We start from the raw sequence: 15,661 nt of genomic DNA on the forward strand, positions 1-15,661 counted from the left end.
TAGGGCCGCCCTCATGGCCGGGAACGCGGACGGACCTTCGGGGTTCGCGCCCGCCGGATGCAGCTGCATCCGGACTACCGGTGCAACAAAAGACTCAAGGCGCATGCCGGGTCACATAAAGAAGGCTGTCCTGCGATGACCAAACGCGCAGAATCGAAATTCAAGATCAATCGCCGCCTTGGCGTCAACCTGTGGGGCCGCGCCAAGTCTCCGCTGAACAAGCGTGACTACGCGCCAGGCCAGCATGGTCAGCGCCGCAAAGGCAAGCCGAGCGATTTCGGCATTCAGCTGATGGCGAAGCAGAAGCTGAAGGGCTATTACGGCAATATCAGCGAGAAGCAGTTCCGCAAATATTATGAGGAAGCGGTGCGTCGCAAGGGCGATACCTCCGAGAACCTCATTGAGCTGCTGGAGCGCCGCCTGGACGCCGTCATTTATCGTATGAAGTTCGCGCTGACCCCGTTTGCGGCGCGTCAGTTCGTGAACCATGGCCATGTGCTGGTGAACGGCAAGCGCGTCAACATCCCGTCCTATCTGGTGAAGGTCGGTGACGTGGTGGAAGTGCGTGAGAAGTCGAAGCAGCTCGCCATGGTGCTGGATGCCACCCAGAGCGGTGAGCGCGATGTGCCGGAATATCTGCACGTCGATCATCGCCTGATGAAGGGCACCTATGCCCGCTATCCGAAGCTGTCCGATGTGCCGTACCCGGTGCAGATGGAACCGAATCTGGTCATCGAATTCTATTCTCGCTGATCCGGTTTTTATCGGTACGTTTTTCAACGCCGGGCATGGCAGCATGTCCGGCGTTGCCGTTTCTGCCGCTGCTTGTCCTGATGGGGTGCGCTTCGAGTGATGACCGCGCTTGCCAATGAAATCCGCCGCCGCCGCACCTTTGCGATCATTTCCCACCCTGACGCGGGTAAAACCACCCTGACCGAGCGGTTGCTGGTCGCTGGTGGGGCTATTCAGCTTGCAGGAAATGTCCGTGCCAAAGGGGAGCGGCGTCGCACCCGGTCGGACTGGATGGCTATCGAGCGGGATCGCGGCATTTCCGTCGTCACCTCGGTCATGACGTTCGAATACAAGGATTGCGTGTTCAATCTGCTGGATACGCCCGGCCACGAGGATTTCTCGGAAGACACTTATCGCACGCTGACGGCGGTGGACTCGGCGGTGATGGTGATTGACGCTGCGAAAGGCATCGAGGCCCGCACCCGCAAGTTGTTCGAGATCTGCCGTCTGCGCGATATTCCCATCATCACCTTCATCAACAAGATGGATCGTGAGGCGCAGGATCCGTTCGCATTGCTGGACGAGGTTGCGAACACGCTGGCGCTGGATACCGCGCCGGTCACCTGGCCTGTGGGCAGGGCGGCGGATTTCATTGGCACCTATGACCTGCGTTTGCAGGAATATCGCCTGACGCAGCAGGTTCCGGAGTCCGATCCCCGCATGCAGGGGGTTGCGGAGGAGCTGGAGCTGGTCCGTGCCGCCCTGCCGGAATTCGAGGTGGAAGGCTTCATGGAAGGCCATCTGACCCCGGTTTTCTTCGGTGCGGCGATCAAGGATATCGGCGTGACCGATCTGCTCGATGCGCTGTCAGCTTTCGGGCCGCCGCCCCGGGCGCAGCCGGCGGATACCCGTGTCGTCTCGGCGGAAGAAGAAACAGCCACTGCGTTGGTGTTCAAGATTCAGGCGAATATGGATCCCAATCATCGGGACCGGATTGCCTTTGCCCGCGTATGCTCCGGCAAGATCGTGCGCGGCATGCGGATGAAGCAGGCTCGTACCGGCAAACAGATTCCGCTGCATGCGCCGCAATTCTTCTTCGCGCGCGACCGTCAGTTGGCCGAAGAAGCCTTTGCAGGTGACGTGGTGGGGATTCCCAATCACGGCACGCTACGCATCGGTGATACGCTGACGGAGGAAGAAGGGCTGAACTTCACCGGTGTGCCTTATTTCGCCCCGGAAATCCTTCGCCGTGTGCAGATCAAGGACGCTATGAAAGCCAAAAAGCTCAAGCAGGCTCTGCAGGAGCTGGCCGAAGAAGGCGTCGTACAGCTGTTTCGCCCGCGCGATGGCTCCCAGCCGATTGTCGGCGTGGTGGGGGTGTTGCAGCTTGATGTGCTGATGGCGCGTCTGGCCAATGAATATGGGGTACCGATTACTTTCGATCAGACACCGTTTTCGCTGGCGCGCTGGGTGTCCGGGGAGAAAGCGGCGCTGGAGAAATTCATTGATGCGCAACGCAGCGCCATGGCGGATGATGTCGATGGCGATCCGGTTTTTCTGGCAAGCTCCGCCTTTATGATGCGGCGTACGGCGGAACTGAGTCCCGAGATTACGTTCCGTGACGTCAAGGACATGCATGCGGATGCTGTTTCTGCATAAGCACATGTGCTGATCTGATGGATGGGAATAATTGGACGTCTTCAAGCCAAGGTGCTGCCTGATTATGTAGGTGTTTCAGACTCCGCCGGGTAAGGACAATGCAAATGCAGGATGCCGAGCTGGAAAAGCAGTTACAGGATGATGCCACGGCTGCTCGGGAGGCCTCGTTGCATCCGGTGAGGGATGCGGTTTCAATACCTCATGGCGCAGGCCTGCCGTTGTTGCATCAGGCCATCACAGAAGAATTCGCCGGCCGTATTGCCGTGGTCTCATCCTTCGGGGCCGAATCCGCCCTGCTGCTCGCGCTGGTGGCGGAGATAGACCCTGCGATACCGATTGTCTTTCTGGAAACGGAGCGCCATTTTCCGGAGACGCTCGCCTATCGGCAGCAATTGGCGGACCTGCTTGGGCTGACCGGTATCCGCGATATCCACCCGGATCCGGAGGAGGCAGCGGCTCAGGACCCTGATGCCGAGTTATGGTATTTCGATGCCGATGCATGCTGCGCCCTGCGTAAGGTGCGCCCGCTTGAAAAGGCTTTGTCCGGTTTCGATGCCTGGATCAGTGGGCGCAAACGTCATCAGGCCAGTACGCGCGCGGCGCTGCCCTTCCGGGAGATCGAGGGCAAGTTTACCAAATTCAATCCGCTGGCCGACTGGGGGGCTGCCGATATCGAGGCGGAAATGACGCGGCGCCAGTTGCCGCGTCATCCTTTGGTGGCAAAAGGATACCCGTCAATCGGCTGCGCCCCCTGCACCCAACCGGTGGCGCCCGGGGCCGATCCGAGATCAGGTCGATGGAGAGGCCGCGCCAAAACCGAATGCGGTATTCATCGGCCAACGGGCTGACAGCGCAGCCCGTTGCGCTCACGAGACATCAGCCGACAGGGAAGGGGTTACGCTCAGAGAATTGGGCTTGATGCCAGTAGGGATAGATTTTTGGTACCTCGCTGGCTGCATCCAGTCTGGCAACCTGATCCTCCGTCAAATTCCAGCCGATGGCGCCAAGATTATCGCGTAGCTGCTGCTCATTGCGGGCACCGATGATCACGTTGGCAACCCCCGGGCGTTGCAGCAGCCAGTTCAGGGCGATCTGCGGGACGGTTTTTCCGGTCTCCTGCGCGATTTCGTCCAGTGCATCGACAACTTTATACAGATAGTCGTCATCGACCTGCGGTCCCGGATCGGCAGCACGATGCAGCCGGCTGGTTTCAGGCAGAGGTTGACCGCGTCTGATTTTACCCGTCAGCCGTCCCCAACCGAGTGGACTCCACACCATGCAGCCCACTCCTTGATCGAGACCGAGCGGCATCAATTCCCACTCATATTCCCGACCGACGAGGCTGTAATAGGCCTGATGCGAAATATAGCGTGGCAGATTATAGGCCTGCGCACAGGCCAGTGATTTCATCAGATGCCAGCCGGAGAAATTGGAGCATCCAACATAGCGGATTTTTCCTGCCCGGATCAGATCATCCAGCGTGTTCAGCACTTCCTCGACCGGGGTTTTCGCGTCGAAACCGTGCAAATGGAACAGGTCGATGTAATCGGTTCCCAGGCGCTTCAGGGATGCTTCGACCGAGCGGATCAGATGCAGGCGTGATGACCCGACATCGTTATATCCACTACCGGCCCGGAAAGTGGCTTTGGTGGAAATAAGAACCTGATCCCGCCGCCCGGCAATGGCACCGCCCAGCACCTCTTCGGCGATACCGGCTGAATAAATATCGGCGCTGTCAAAAAAATTCAGACCCGCCTCAAGGCAGATATCGACCAGCCGCGTTGCTGCCTGAACATCTGTATCGCCCCATTCCTTGAAAAGCGCTCCCTTGCCGCCGAAAGTGCCGGTACCAAGGCTGAGCACGGGAACAAAAAGCCCTGATCGGCCAAGCTGTCTGGTTTCCACACGCATTCTCCTGTCGATAAGAGATCATCGGGACCATATAGTAACGTAAGTTATTATATAGTCACCCTCTAAAATTCAGCTATTTGCAGCATCGTGGCATGATTGCTTTCCTTTTTTGGGTAAAATGCGTCTAGGCTTGGTTTTCCTGTCGATAAGCGGAATCGAGGTCTCGATGAGTCCTGATAAAATCGCTGTCATCGGCGCGGGTTTCAGCGGGACGTTACTGGCCCTGCATGCCCTCCGACGATGTCCCCCTGGTACCACGGTTACACTGATTGAACGCAACCGCCAGTTCGGGCGGGGTCAGGCTTACGCCACTGGCAATCCGAGCCATCTGCTCAATGTCCCTGCCGGACGCATGAGCGCCTTTCACGATAATCCCCATCATTTTGTGGCCTGGTTGCGGGAGCATCCACAGGAGGCCGCAGCCTTTGGTGTGGCACCGGGCACTGAAGAAGGCGCTTTTGTGCCGCGCTCCCTGTTCGGTAGTTATGTCCGCTCCCTGCTCAATGCCGAGCTTAAGGAGGATGAACGGCTCGAACTGGTGAGGGGCGATGCGCATGATCTGTGCTGCGGTCCTGATGGCAGGTTGCAGATCATGCTCGGGCAGGGCGCAACCGAGCGCGTGGTCGAGGCGGATCGTGTTGTCCTCGCCACCGGTAATTTCCCGCCGGCCCCCCCTCCGGTCGAGGATCCCTCTTTTTTCGATACGCCGTTCTACAGCCCTGATCCGTGGGCCACGGATGCACTGACAGGGCTGGAGCCGGAAGCTCCGGTTTTCCTGATCGGCACCGGCCTGACCATGGTGGATGTGGCGGTTTCCCTGCTGGATCAGGGCCATCATGGTCCTATCATGGCTGTGTCCAGACGAGGGCTGGTTCCGCTGCGTCATGGCGGAGGGGCGTTACCGCCTCTGCGGTCCAGCGCCCGGCAGAGCCATCCGGACAGTGAATTGTCACCGGATGACGCTGCCTTTCCGACCACCATCAACGATTTGCTCCGCTTTTTACGGCAGGAAGCCGCACGCTCTATAGCGTCGGGGGAAAGCTGGCAGCCGGTGGTGGACAGTCTGCGTCCCTTTACGATTGATGTATGGCAAACCATGCCGATGCGGGACAGGGCCAGATTTCTGCGCCACCTGCGGCCATGGTGGGATATTCACCGCCATCGCGTACCGCCTGCCACGGCTGGGCGGATTACCGATGCCAGGGCACGGGGACAGTTGCGGATTGCGGCCGGACGAATCAGGGCTTTCGATATCACAGATCAAGGCGAGGTTCTGATCCGCTGGCGGAAGCGGGGGGAGGCCGATCTGACGACGACCCGTGCGGTACGAGTCATCAACTGCTCCGGCCCTTGTGCCGATTATGCCCGGATCGGCCATCCACTGATTCGTTCCCTGCTCGATCGGGGATCGGTCAGGCCGGACCCGCTCGGGTTGGGGCTGGAAGTCACTGGGAACTGTGCCTTGCTGGACAAGGCCGGGCGTATTTCACGGCGGCTGTTTGCCGTGGGGCCGATCACCAAAGGTGCATTCTGGGAAATGACCGCTGTGCCAGATATCCGGCGACAGGCCGAGTTTGTGGCAGGGCATCTCGCCGCCCTTATCAAGGCATCACCCTGCCGCGCCGCGTAGCTGCAACGGGAAATGGGATCAGCGCCGCTGGAGAATATAATTGCCGGTATAGGTGATGGTGATGGAATCTTCCTTGGTTCCGGGCGGGAAAGGCGGCACGCGGGAGCCGCGCCAGACCGAGGTCCAGGCCATATCCAGCGCTTGCGATCCCGAGCTTTCCAGCATCTGCACGTCCGTCACCACGCCAAAGCGGTTGATTGTCAGCTGAAGGGTTACTGGCCCGTCCTCCCCGCGCATAGCCGCGTCGCGCGGGTAGTAGCCGTGTTCCTGCACCCAGCGGCGCAGTGCCGCTTTCCAGTCATTTCCCAAGGCCAGATTATTCGGCATTGAAGCGAACGGATTATTATGCCGCAAACCGCGTGCGGCTCCCCCCAGTGAATAGTTCAAGGGAGAGGAAAGTGAACTGCCGGGTGCTTCCCGGACCTTGCCTGGCGGACGCGAGGATGTTCGGGGCGTCGCTTTGGGCGTGCGCAACGGTGGTTGCGGCATGGTCCGGGGCTGTGGCGGGGAGGGGCGCGCCGGAGGGGCCTCGGTCGTTGGTGGCGGTGGGGCGACCGGCACGGCATCGGGCGCTGGCTCTGGCGGCACGGGGATATCAGGCACTGGTGCAGGCGGCTGTTGCACCGGTGTTGTTGATGACGTGTGAGCCTGCGGTGCGGGTGGCACGGGAGCGACCTGCGGCGGAGCCTCCTGCGGTTGAGGAGGTGCCGGCGGGCTGGGCGGTGCTGATGATGGAGAGGGTTGGGAGGTATCAGGCTTGTCTTCCGGCGTGGGGGGAGGAGCTCCCGGCTTGTCGGACAAGGCTTCCGAATCGGTCTTGCTGTCAGGGCTGGTATTGGACGGGGCTTTCTCTCCCCCGGCCTCGAACACCATGGCGACATCGCTGGGGGCTGACAGATCCTGTGGTGGCCGCCCGACATGCAGGAACAGCAGCGCCGCCAAAAGCAGGGCGTGAACGACAATCGACAGAACGAGCGTAACCGACAGGCGGTCTCGCCCCATCCGTTCCCCTTCTCCCCAGGGACCACATGCGGTGAGCTGCCGTTCTGTCATGTCGGGCGACGGTGTTGTCCGGTCAGACGCCACGCAAGATCCTTATCGTTCCTGCGATTATGGGCGAATTCAGGCGGCAGGAAAACCTGCCATGCCGCCGGATTGGCAGGGAAATCGGCTTTCTCCCTCTGGTGAGAGGGAGAAAGTCTTCATCCTGTCAGGTACGGCTGGTTTTCTTGCGACTGCTGCTGCCGCCCGGTCCGGCCGCCCGCCCGCGGGAAGCGGTGTGGCGACCGGAGGGCGCGGTGGAAGAGGACTTGCCGTAGGACGGCTTATCTTTCGACGCGCCACGCCGGGGGGCGTCACCTGCATAGGCAGATGAGCCGCTGCGGGCGGTCCGGGGTTTACCGCCGGTTTTCGAATCGTAAGACTTCGCCTCATAGGGCTTGTCATAGGCTTTACGTTCGCCCGCTTTACGTTCGCCCGCTTTACGTTCGCCGGAGCGGGGGGCAGTTTTGGAAGTGCGACGTGGGCGACCGGTCTCGTCACCCCCGTGATCGGCTTCGCGCATGGCACGGTCGAAGCCGCCTTTGCCGCGTTCCGAGGTTGAGGGGCGGGGTGTGTAGCCACCTGAAACGCCCGCGGGCGGAGCCGAAGCGGCGGAAATGGCCACTTCATCTGCCTCACGGCCTTCGATGGCGCTGCTGAACGTGTCGGCACGGGCAGAGTCTATCTCGAAGAAGGTCTCCGTCTCCATGATGCGAATCGCACCGATATCCGGCTTGCGGATGTGCCCGGCGCGGCACAGAAGCGGCACGATCCATTTTGGATCGGCATTGTCATTGCGACCGACGCTCAGCTTGAACCAGCGCGTGGAGCGTGCTTCGCCGTCATTGTCCCGGCGCGGCGCGCGGGCCGGGCGGTCCTGATCGCTGCGGTCTCTTTCACGGCCCCGCTCACGCTGCGGACGATCTCCACGCTCGCTGTTGCTGGGGCGCTCATGCACGACCTGAACGTCTTCAGGCTCCGGCAGGCGTCCGCGATGCAGGCGCAGCACGGCGACCGCCAGAGCCTCCGCATCACGGCCTTCCATCAGGATACGCGCCGCTTCACGCTCGTCGTCAGAGATGGGGGCACTCAGGGCCGGGCTTTCCAGCATACGCTCCCGGTCACGGATGGAGATTTCCTCGACCGTCGGAACCGGGGTCCATTCAGCGCGAATGCCAGCCGTGTGCAGAAGCTGATCGGCCTTCCGCTGACGGTTGACGGGGGCGATCAGCACGCTGACCCCCTTGCGTCCGGCGCGACCGGTGCGACCGCTGCGATGCAGCAGGGTGGCGGAATTGGTCGGCAGATCGGCATGGATCACCAGATCCAGCGCGGGCAGATCGAGGCCGCGGGCCGCCACATCGGTGGCGACACAGACGCGGGCCTGTCCCTCACGCAGCAGATGCAGGGCGCGGCTGCGTTCGGTCTGGCTCAGTTCGCCGGACAGTGCGACGGAGGAGAAGCCGCGCTCCATCAGACTGGCCTGAAAATGGCGGACTTCCTCACGCGTGCCGCAGAATACCATGGCAATGGGAGCGTCGTAGAAACGCAGTACGTTCACCACCGAGTGACGCGCCTCATGCGGCAGCACCCTCACGACGCGATAGTCGATATCGGCATGCGGCTTGTTGCGGGAAACGGTGTCGATGCGCAGCGCATTGGTCTGGTAACGCTTGGCCAGCGCGGCGATTTCACGGGCGATAGTGGCGGAGAACAGCAGGGTGCGGCGTTCGGTGGGGGTGGCGTCGAGGATTTCCTCCAGCTCATCCCGGAAGCCGAGATCGAGCATTTCGTCGGCTTCGTCCAGCACCACGGCGCGGAGGCGGGAAAGATTCAGCCGCCCGCGTCCCAGATGATCGCACAGGCGGCCCGGCGTGCCGACGACGATATGGCAGCCGCGCTCCAGCGCCTGCGCTTCCCGTCTGGCATCCATGCCACCGATGCAGGAAACGACACGGGCGCCGGCAGGCCCGTACAGCCACAGCAATTCCTGCTGCACCTGCATGGCCAGTTCGCGGGTCGGGGCCACGATCAGCGCCAGCGGTGCACCGGCCTGGCCGAGCCGTTCGTCAGCGCCCAGCAGCGTGTCGGCCAGAGCCAGACCGTAGGCAACGGTCTTGCCGGAGCCGGTCTGGGCGGAGACCAGCAGATCGCGCTCGGCGGCATCAGCGGTCAGAACAGCATCCTGCACGGGGGTCAGGCTGGTATAGCCCTTGGCATCCAGGGCTGCCTTCAGGGTTGGATGCAGCGCGGGAAACAGGGCTGGGGCTGATGCCTCGGCATGGGTGTTCATGTCGGCATCCGCGTGCGTCGCGGCGGTATCGGAAAACATCAATGCATAAAATCCGGTCGGGGAGATGATGGAGGGCATTTCTTCAACGGGCCGCACGCCCATCCGTCATCAGCGGCCGATAGCCGACCCTATAGCAACATTCTCCACGCCGATCCCAGTATAAAGCGCGCTGCCCAGCCCCGCGTGAATGGCGGTTATGGCCGGGTGTTGCGGATCAGTCCTGACCCGGTTCCAGCCGTCTGGTCCAGGCGGCGAACGCTTCCAGAGTCTCGTCACTGGCATGGTGTTCCATGCCTTCCGCATCCTGTAATGCAACTTCGGGTGAGATGCCGAGTATCCGCAGGAAGCGGAACACAATCTGATGCCGGTGGCGTGCACGTTGTGCCAGCGCTTCTCCCGCCGGAGTCAGCAGAATGGAGCGGTACGGCATGCTATTGACCAGACCATCCCGCGCCAGACGGGCAATGGTGCGGTTCACGGTGACATGGGTCACCCCCAGTGCACGGGCAATATCGATGGTGCGGGCCTGTCCATGGCGGGCGATCAGGTCGGCGATCAGCTCCACATAATCTTCGGCAATCTCGGTCTGCCGCGCTTCACGCGCACGTGTGAAGCGATTCTCAGGCGCCTCTAAGTCAGCAGAAACGGGTTGGGCAGGCTCAGCATTCATGGGCCCGAGTGTCTCCGAACCCGTCTTGTGCCGCAAGGGTAAGGTTAAAGATAGCAATAGACATCAAAGGGTCGCTATCATTGCCCTTATCTTGCCACAAAGATGAGATGATAGCGGTCGTCAGATCCGATGCAGCCCGCATCGTCGCAAACTATTTCATTCCGCCAGCGTGCCAGACAGAGCCAGGGATCATAATCGTCCATGAAGATCGCGCAGATTTCACCTTTGTATGAGCGCGTTCCCCCCAGGCTGTACGGGGGTACGGAAAGAATCGTTTCCTTCCTGACGGAGGAACTGGTGGCGCAGGGCCACGAAGTCACGCTGTTCGCCAGCGGTGATTCGATTACCAAGGCCCGCCTTGTTTCCCCCTGCGATGTCGCATTGCGGCTGAATCCGGAGGTCAAGCTTGATCTGCCCTGGCATACGATGCAGCTGGAGCAGGTGCGTCAGATGGCGCACGAGTTCGACGTGCTGCATTTTCATACCGATCTGATCCATTTCCCGGTGGTGCGTCCCTTCTCCAGCCGGACACTGACGACATTGCATGGACGGCTGGATCTGAAGGATCTGCCCGGCTTTTATCGCATGTTCAGTGAAATCCCGGTCGTCTCCATCTCTGATAACCAGCGGGCACCAATGCCGCCGGTCAATTGGGCGGGAACAGTCCTGCATGGCCTGCCCGCCGATCTGCTGCCTTTCTCGGCTAATCCAAAAGGCGGATATTTCGCCTTCCTGGGCCGTATCTCCCCGGAAAAAGGCCCGGATCGGGCTATTGAGATCGCCACCCGCGCCGGAGTGCGGCTGAAGATTGCGGCCAAGGTCGACAAGGCCGACCAGCATTACTGGGATACGGTCATCAAGCCGATGGTCGATGCCAATCCGCTGGTTGAATATATCGGTGAGATCAATGAGCAGCAGAAGACCGAATTTCTCGGTAACGCCACCGCGCTGCTGTTCCCGATCGACTGGCCGGAACCGTTCGGTCTGGTGATGATCGAGGCCATGGCCTGCGGAACACCGGTGATCGCCTGGCGCAATGGCTCTGTGCCGGAAGTTATGCAGCATGGGAAAAGCGGTATGATCATCAGCAGCATGGATGAAGCCGTTGTCGCGGTGCGTCAGGTGGAAAGCATGGATCGCGCTGGTGTACGCGCCTGCTTTGATGAGCGTTTTACTGCTGCCCGCATGGCGCGTGATTATGTACACTTGTACGAGCTGGCGGCGCAGGGGGCACCCCTCGCGCGGGTTGCCTAAATCCTTCTATCGGGTTGAACCCGGCGCAGATCATCATGGTCTGCGCCGAAGGTCCGATGACGGATCAAACGCCGGAATGCTCGTTTCGCCACAGGGCAATGCCGCCGGTAATGCCTGCATCGTTCGAAACGATATGAACATTGCCCGGCAGATCTAAAGTGACCTCTTTTGCGTTGCCGCCTCCGATATAGAGCATATCGTAGCAGACGAGGTCATAGAGAATATCGATCACTTTTTGCACATGTCGGTTCCAGCGCTTCTGGCCTGATTTTTCCAGTGCGACGTGCCCAACGTAATCATTGTAGGTTTTCTTCCGGTGAACCGGATGGTGAGCCAGTTCCAGATGCGGAGTAAGCCGGCCATTGATAAACAGGGCGGTTCCGGCGCCGGTGCCGAGGGTCAGCACCATTTCAAGCCCGTGTCCCTGAATGACGCCCAGCCCCTGAATATCGGCATCATTGGCCAGCCTTGCCGGAGCATGCAGCGCTGATCCCAGTTTTTCGGCAAGCGGGAAGTGCTTCCATGTCCCGGTGTCGAAATGGGGGGCGGTTAGAACCTTGCCATCCCGTACCATGCCTGGAAATCCGATGGAAATACGCTGGTAAGCGGGTAAAGGCTGCGCCAGTTTTTCCAGCGCTTCCAGCATGATGTCGGGCGGGCAGGGATAGGGTGTCTTCACCCAGACCCGCGGCACGACCATCTGGCCGTCGCGGTCCAGTACTGAGGCTTTCAGCCCTGTCCCGCCAATATCGATTGCCAGCGTGTAAGGCGCTTTTCCCCCAGTTTTTTCCCCCTGTGCCATGCCCTGAAGGGGATTGGAATTGGCTTGATCGTGACTGTCGTCGGGCATGATTGTCCTGCCGCTTTCTATTGTAGCGGACGATCATGAAAGCACTCGGACCATAATGGCAACTCACGCTGCCGCCAGAGCTTCCTTGACTCCCAGCAATCCCAGCAATTCCAGGCGCAGGCTTGCAAATGCCGCATCGCCGGGACGGCGTGGGCGGGGAATTGAGATCGTTCGTTCGGCGGCAATCCGCCCGTGCTCCAGCACCACGACACGGTCCGCGAGCAACAGCGCCTCGTCGACATCATGTGTCACAAGCAGTACCGCCGTACGGTGAACCTCCCATAACCGCGCCACCAGGCTCTGCATCCGCAATCTGGTCAGGGCATCAAGCGCCGCGAAAGGTTCATCAAGCAGCAGGAGTTCCGGCGAGCGGACCAGTGCACGCGCCAGCCCAGCCCGTTGGGCTTCTCCGCCCGACAGGGTCAATGGCCAGGCGTCAGCGCGGTGCGCCAGTTCAACTTCGCGCAGGGCCTCCACGGCATGGTCGCGGGTGGGGCGGTCCTTTACGCCGAGCACGACGTTGCGCCACACATTCTTCCAGGGCAGCAACCGGGGTTCCTGAAACACCACCGCCCTGCGTTCCGGCAGGCGCAGATGGCCCTGTGATGGTGTATCCAGTCCGGAAAGAAGGCGCAGCAGAGTCGTTTTGCCAGAGCCGCTGCGGCCCAGCAGGGCCACGAATTCTCCCGGCGCGATATCAAGACTCAACCCGGATAAGATGGTTGTGCTGCCGAACTGCTGGTGTACCTTCTGCAGGGAAACGACGGGTGTTTGTGTCATGGCTTATGCTCCAAGCCCTACTGGACGCCAGCGCAGGGCGCGGGCCTCAATCCATCGTACAGCCTGATCAGCAATCAGCCCCAGCAGCGCATAAACCAGCAGCCCCACGATAATGATGTCGGTACGCAGGAATTCCCGGGCATCAATCATCATGAAGCCGATCCCACTGTCGGCATTGACCTGCTCGGCCACCACCAGACTCAGCCAGCCAATGCCCACGGCATAGCGTAGACCGGTCAGAAAATGCGGAAGCGCCCCCGGCAGGACGATAGCGGTGATGGTTTCACGGCGGCTCAGCCCCAGCGTACGCCCAGCTTCCAGTAACTTGCGATCCACACTGCGGATGCCTGCGAACAGATTCAGATAGACCGGAAACACTGCCCCCAGCGCGACCAGAAGCACCTTGGGTGTTTCCCCGATCCCAAACCAGAGGATGAACAAAGGCACCAGCGCCAGATGAGGCAGCACGCGCACCATCTGCATCGGGGTATCGACGATTTCCTCCCCCAGGCGGGTCAGACCGGCCACCAGCGCCAGCACCGTGCCGGCACCGATCCCGATCACCAGCCCGGCACTGACGCGCAGCAGGGAGACCGACATATGGCCGATCAGCTCGCCATCAATCAGTAAATCCCGGAAAGTTGCCAGAATGGTGAATGGCGCCGCGATGGTCCGGGTGGAGATCAGTCCGAAGCTCGATCCCGCCTGCCAGATCGCTAGAAGCAGAAGGAGAGAAACATACCGCCGTCCCCCCTGAAAGCGTCGGCTCAGTGTGTCCCGCAGGCTGGACCAGGACGGAAAGGCGGACACCGCTTTGGCTGGTCTTGTGAAAACGGACTCAGACATGAAGCCTCCCGCCTATTTTCCGGCTGATTGTTTTCTGATGTGCAAACAGGTGTGATTTCTGATTAAATATCATATACTGTACGTGTGTCAATCTTAATAACTATTTAAGATAGTATTTTATGCATGGTTTGAGAAAGGGTATCCATGCATTCTGTTGCTTACTGGGAGCAGGAGGCACTGGTATCTCCGGTTTTTTTCGTTAGAACGCGCCTCTTGCCCGATGCGTTCGGACCATTGCCGCGGCGGGGCGGCCGGAGAGAATAAGCATGAGCCAACACAACGAATCCCTTTGTTCCGATCCTGACATGCTGGAAGGAATCGAGCGGGAGTCGATGGATTTCGACGTGGTGATTGTCGGTGCCGGTCCTGCGGGCCTTTCAGCGGCGATCCGGCTGAAGCAGTTATCCTCTGATCTCACCGTATGCGTGGTGGAAAAGGGCAGTGAGGTCGGGGCACATATCCTCTCTGGTGCGGTGATTGAGCCGCGGGCGCTGGACGAACTGATCCCCGACTGGCGCGAAAAAGGGGCTCCGCTGCACACGGCTGCTTCGGAAGATCGGATGATGTATCTGACCGAAACGGGGGGATTCCGGCTGCCAACCCCACCACAGATGCATAATGAAGGAAATTACATCGTCAGTCTGGGTAATTTTGTGCGCTGGCTCGGAGAGCAGGCCGAGGCGCTGGGGGTGGAGATTTACCCCGGTTTCGCAGCGGCAGGGCTGATTGAGGAAGAAGGCCGCATTACCGGTGTGATAACCGGTGATATGGGCGTGGGACGGGATGGTCATCCCGGTCCGAATTTCCAGCCGGGGATGGAACTGCGCGCCACCTACACGATTTTCGCGGAAGGCTGCCGGGGGTCGCTCAGCAAGAAGCTGATGCAGCGTTTCAACCTGAGGGATGGGGTGGACCCGCAGACCTACGGGATCGGCATCAAGGAGCTATGGGAAATCCCGAAAGAAAACCATCGTCCCGGGCTTATCGTGCATACGATGGGCTGGCCGATGGACAGCGCCACCTATGGCGGCTCATTCCTGTATCATTTCGGCGATAATCTGGTCTCCTACGGTTTTGTCGTCGGTCTGGATTACGCCAACCCGTGGCTTTCCCCGTTTGATGAGATGCAGCGGCTGAAAGCCCATCCCAAAATGCGAACGCATTTCGAAGGGGGGCGTCGCATCTCCTATGGTGCGCGTGCACTCAGCGAAGGTGGCCTGCAATCGATCCCGAAGCTGACTTTCCCAGGTGGATTGCTGGTCGGAGATGCGGCAGGTTTCCTGAACGTGCCAAAGATCAAGGGCACGCATACGGCGATGAAATCAGGGGTTTTGGCAGCGGAGGCGATTGCCGATGCCTTCATTGCCGATCGCGCAGCAGAGCCGGTCAGCTACACCGACAAGATCAGGGAAAGCTGGGTGTGGGAGGAACTGTCGGCGTCCCGGAATATCCGCCCCAGCTTCTCGCGGTTCGGCAATATTGGCGGTTTTCTGTATTCGGCAGTGGATACAGTGCTTTTCAAGGGGCGCGCGCCATGGACGCTTCATCATCAGCACCCGGACCACAAGACATTGCGCCCGGCGGAGCAGGTGCAAAGGATCGACTACCCCAAACCTGATGGCGTACTGACATTTGACCGCCTGTCCTCGGTTTATCTCAGTGGAACCAATCATGAGGAACAGCAGCCGGTTCATCTGCGCCTGCGTGATCCCGGACTCTGGAAGTCGCTTAACTGGGATATTTTCCGTGCACCAGAGAGCCGCTACTGCCCGGCGGGTGTCTATGAGGTAGAACAGGCGGAGGATGGGCGCCCGGCTCTGAGAATCAATGCGCAGAACTGCGTGCACTGCAAAACATGCGACATCAAGGATCCAGATCAGAATATAGACTGGGCCGTGCCAGAGGGTGGTGGAGGCCCGAATTATCCCGGTGGGATGTAATGAAAAAGCAAAAGCGGCCCGACTGAAAATCGGGCCGCTTTTTTTAATGGCTGAT

At 60.2% G+C, this 15,661-nt stretch carries 13 protein-coding genes; 6 read left to right on the forward strand and 7 right to left on the reverse strand.

Annotated elements, in window-relative coordinates; genetic code table 11:
• The first annotated feature begins 135 nt into the window (after positions 1 to 135).
• The 3 genes from rpsD (at position 136) to GbCGDNIH6_RS02775 (ending at position 3,239) form a co-directional block, all read left to right on the forward strand.
• On the forward strand, positions 136 to 753 hold the full coding sequence (rpsD, locus tag GbCGDNIH6_RS02765; protein ID WP_072564281.1) for a 30S ribosomal protein S4: 618 nt from the start codon (positions 136 to 138) through the stop codon (positions 751 to 753).
• A gap of 99 nt (positions 754 to 852) precedes the next feature.
• Entirely contained in the window at positions 853 to 2,391 is a 1,539-nt protein-coding gene (locus tag GbCGDNIH6_RS02770) for a peptide chain release factor 3 (protein WP_072562781.1), read from the forward strand.
• Between the two features lie 98 nt (positions 2,392 to 2,489).
• Complete coding sequence (locus GbCGDNIH6_RS02775) at positions 2,490 to 3,239, forward strand: phosphoadenylyl-sulfate reductase (RefSeq protein WP_095413373.1); 750 nt, start codon at positions 2,490 to 2,492, stop codon at positions 3,237 to 3,239.
• 28 nt (positions 3,240 to 3,267) lie between these two features.
• Here GbCGDNIH6_RS02775 and GbCGDNIH6_RS02780 read toward each other — a convergent pair whose 3' ends face one another.
• Positions 3,268 to 4,302 (reverse strand): aldo/keto reductase, encoded by a 1,035-nt coding sequence (locus GbCGDNIH6_RS02780; RefSeq protein WP_198355794.1) that lies wholly within the window; start codon positions 4,300 to 4,302, stop codon positions 3,268 to 3,270.
• Positions 4,303 to 4,468: 166 nt separating this feature from the next.
• Here GbCGDNIH6_RS02780 and GbCGDNIH6_RS02785 point away from each other — a divergent pair, with 166 nt between their 5' ends.
• Positions 4,469 to 5,932, forward strand: a complete 1,464-nt coding sequence (locus GbCGDNIH6_RS02785; protein WP_072564284.1) for an FAD/NAD(P)-binding protein — start codon at positions 4,469 to 4,471, stop codon at positions 5,930 to 5,932.
• Positions 5,933 to 5,950: 18 nt separating this feature from the next.
• Here GbCGDNIH6_RS02785 and GbCGDNIH6_RS02790 read toward each other — a convergent pair whose 3' ends face one another.
• The 3 genes from GbCGDNIH6_RS02790 to mntR all read right to left on the reverse strand — a co-directional run bounded on the left by GbCGDNIH6_RS02790 (position 5,951) and on the right by mntR (position 9,936).
• Complete coding sequence (locus GbCGDNIH6_RS02790) at positions 5,951 to 7,018, reverse strand: energy transducer TonB (RefSeq protein ID WP_157692306.1); 1,068 nt, start codon at positions 7,016 to 7,018, stop codon at positions 5,951 to 5,953.
• Between the two features lie 124 nt (positions 7,019 to 7,142).
• A complete protein-coding gene (locus tag GbCGDNIH6_RS02795; protein WP_232450032.1) occupies positions 7,143 to 9,266 on the reverse strand; it encodes a DEAD/DEAH box helicase in 2,124 nt (707 codons plus the stop codon).
• A 214-nt stretch (positions 9,267 to 9,480) separates the two neighbouring features.
• Positions 9,481 to 9,936, reverse strand: coding sequence for a manganese-binding transcriptional regulator MntR (gene mntR / locus GbCGDNIH6_RS02800; protein ID WP_072562784.1), 456 nt, complete (start codon positions 9,934 to 9,936; stop codon positions 9,481 to 9,483).
• 201 nt (positions 9,937 to 10,137) lie between these two features.
• Here mntR and GbCGDNIH6_RS02805 point away from each other — a divergent pair, with 201 nt between their 5' ends.
• Positions 10,138 to 11,190, forward strand: a complete 1,053-nt coding sequence (locus GbCGDNIH6_RS02805; protein ID WP_072562785.1) for a glycosyltransferase family 4 protein — start codon at positions 10,138 to 10,140, stop codon at positions 11,188 to 11,190.
• 64 nt (positions 11,191 to 11,254) lie between these two features.
• On the opposite strand, the gene GbCGDNIH6_RS02810 is transcribed toward GbCGDNIH6_RS02805, so the two are convergent.
• The 3 genes from GbCGDNIH6_RS02810 to GbCGDNIH6_RS02820 form a co-directional block, all read right to left on the reverse strand.
• Complete coding sequence (locus GbCGDNIH6_RS02810) at positions 11,255 to 12,040, reverse strand: ROK family protein (protein WP_198355795.1); 786 nt, start codon at positions 12,038 to 12,040, stop codon at positions 11,255 to 11,257.
• A 63-nt stretch (positions 12,041 to 12,103) separates the two neighbouring features.
• Complete coding sequence (locus GbCGDNIH6_RS02815; RefSeq protein ID WP_072562786.1) at positions 12,104 to 12,820, reverse strand: ABC transporter ATP-binding protein; 717 nt, start codon at positions 12,818 to 12,820, stop codon at positions 12,104 to 12,106.
• Positions 12,821 to 12,823: 3 nt separating this feature from the next.
• Positions 12,824 to 13,666, reverse strand: a complete 843-nt coding sequence (locus tag GbCGDNIH6_RS02820; protein ID WP_072562787.1) for an ABC transporter permease — start codon at positions 13,664 to 13,666, stop codon at positions 12,824 to 12,826.
• Between the two features lie 332 nt (positions 13,667 to 13,998).
• Here GbCGDNIH6_RS02820 and GbCGDNIH6_RS02825 point away from each other — a divergent pair, with 332 nt between their 5' ends.
• Positions 13,999 to 15,606 (forward strand): electron transfer flavoprotein-ubiquinone oxidoreductase, encoded by a 1,608-nt coding sequence (locus tag GbCGDNIH6_RS02825; RefSeq protein WP_072564286.1) that lies wholly within the window; start codon positions 13,999 to 14,001, stop codon positions 15,604 to 15,606.
• Positions 15,607 to 15,661 lie beyond the last annotated feature (55 nt).

Source organism: Granulibacter bethesdensis (assembly GCF_001889525.1).
Lineage (GTDB): Bacteria > Pseudomonadota > Alphaproteobacteria > Acetobacterales > Acetobacteraceae > Granulibacter > Granulibacter bethesdensis_C.

Excerpts from the sequence above, each read along its gene's own strand:
- rpsD (WP_072564281.1), top strand. The coding sequence starts at position 136 with ATGACCAAACGCGCAGAATCGAAATTCAAGATCAATCGCCGCCTTGGC.
- GbCGDNIH6_RS02770 (WP_072562781.1), top strand. The coding sequence starts at position 853 with ATGACCGCGCTTGCCAATGAAATCCGCCGCCGCCGCACCTTTGCGATC.
- GbCGDNIH6_RS02775 (WP_095413373.1), top strand. The coding sequence starts at position 2,490 with ATGCAAATGCAGGATGCCGAGCTGGAAAAGCAGTTACAGGATGATGCC.
- GbCGDNIH6_RS02780 (WP_198355794.1), bottom strand. The coding sequence starts at position 4,302 with ATGCGTGTGGAAACCAGACAGCTTGGCCGATCAGGGCTTTTTGTTCCC.
- GbCGDNIH6_RS02785 (WP_072564284.1), top strand. The coding sequence starts at position 4,469 with ATGAGTCCTGATAAAATCGCTGTCATCGGCGCGGGTTTCAGCGGGACG.
- GbCGDNIH6_RS02795 (WP_232450032.1), bottom strand. The coding sequence starts at position 9,266 with ATGAACACCCATGCCGAGGCATCAGCCCCAGCCCTGTTTCCCGCGCTG.
- mntR (WP_072562784.1), bottom strand. The coding sequence starts at position 9,936 with ATGAATGCTGAGCCTGCCCAACCCGTTTCTGCTGACTTAGAGGCGCCT.
- GbCGDNIH6_RS02805 (WP_072562785.1), top strand. The coding sequence starts at position 10,138 with ATGAAGATCGCGCAGATTTCACCTTTGTATGAGCGCGTTCCCCCCAGG.
- GbCGDNIH6_RS02810 (WP_198355795.1), bottom strand. The coding sequence starts at position 12,040 with ATGCCCGACGACAGTCACGATCAAGCCAATTCCAATCCCCTTCAGGGC.
- GbCGDNIH6_RS02815 (WP_072562786.1), bottom strand. The coding sequence starts at position 12,820 with ATGACACAAACACCCGTCGTTTCCCTGCAGAAGGTACACCAGCAGTTC.
- GbCGDNIH6_RS02820 (WP_072562787.1), bottom strand. The coding sequence starts at position 13,666 with ATGTCTGAGTCCGTTTTCACAAGACCAGCCAAAGCGGTGTCCGCCTTT.
- GbCGDNIH6_RS02825 (WP_072564286.1), top strand. The coding sequence starts at position 13,999 with ATGGATTTCGACGTGGTGATTGTCGGTGCCGGTCCTGCGGGCCTTTCA.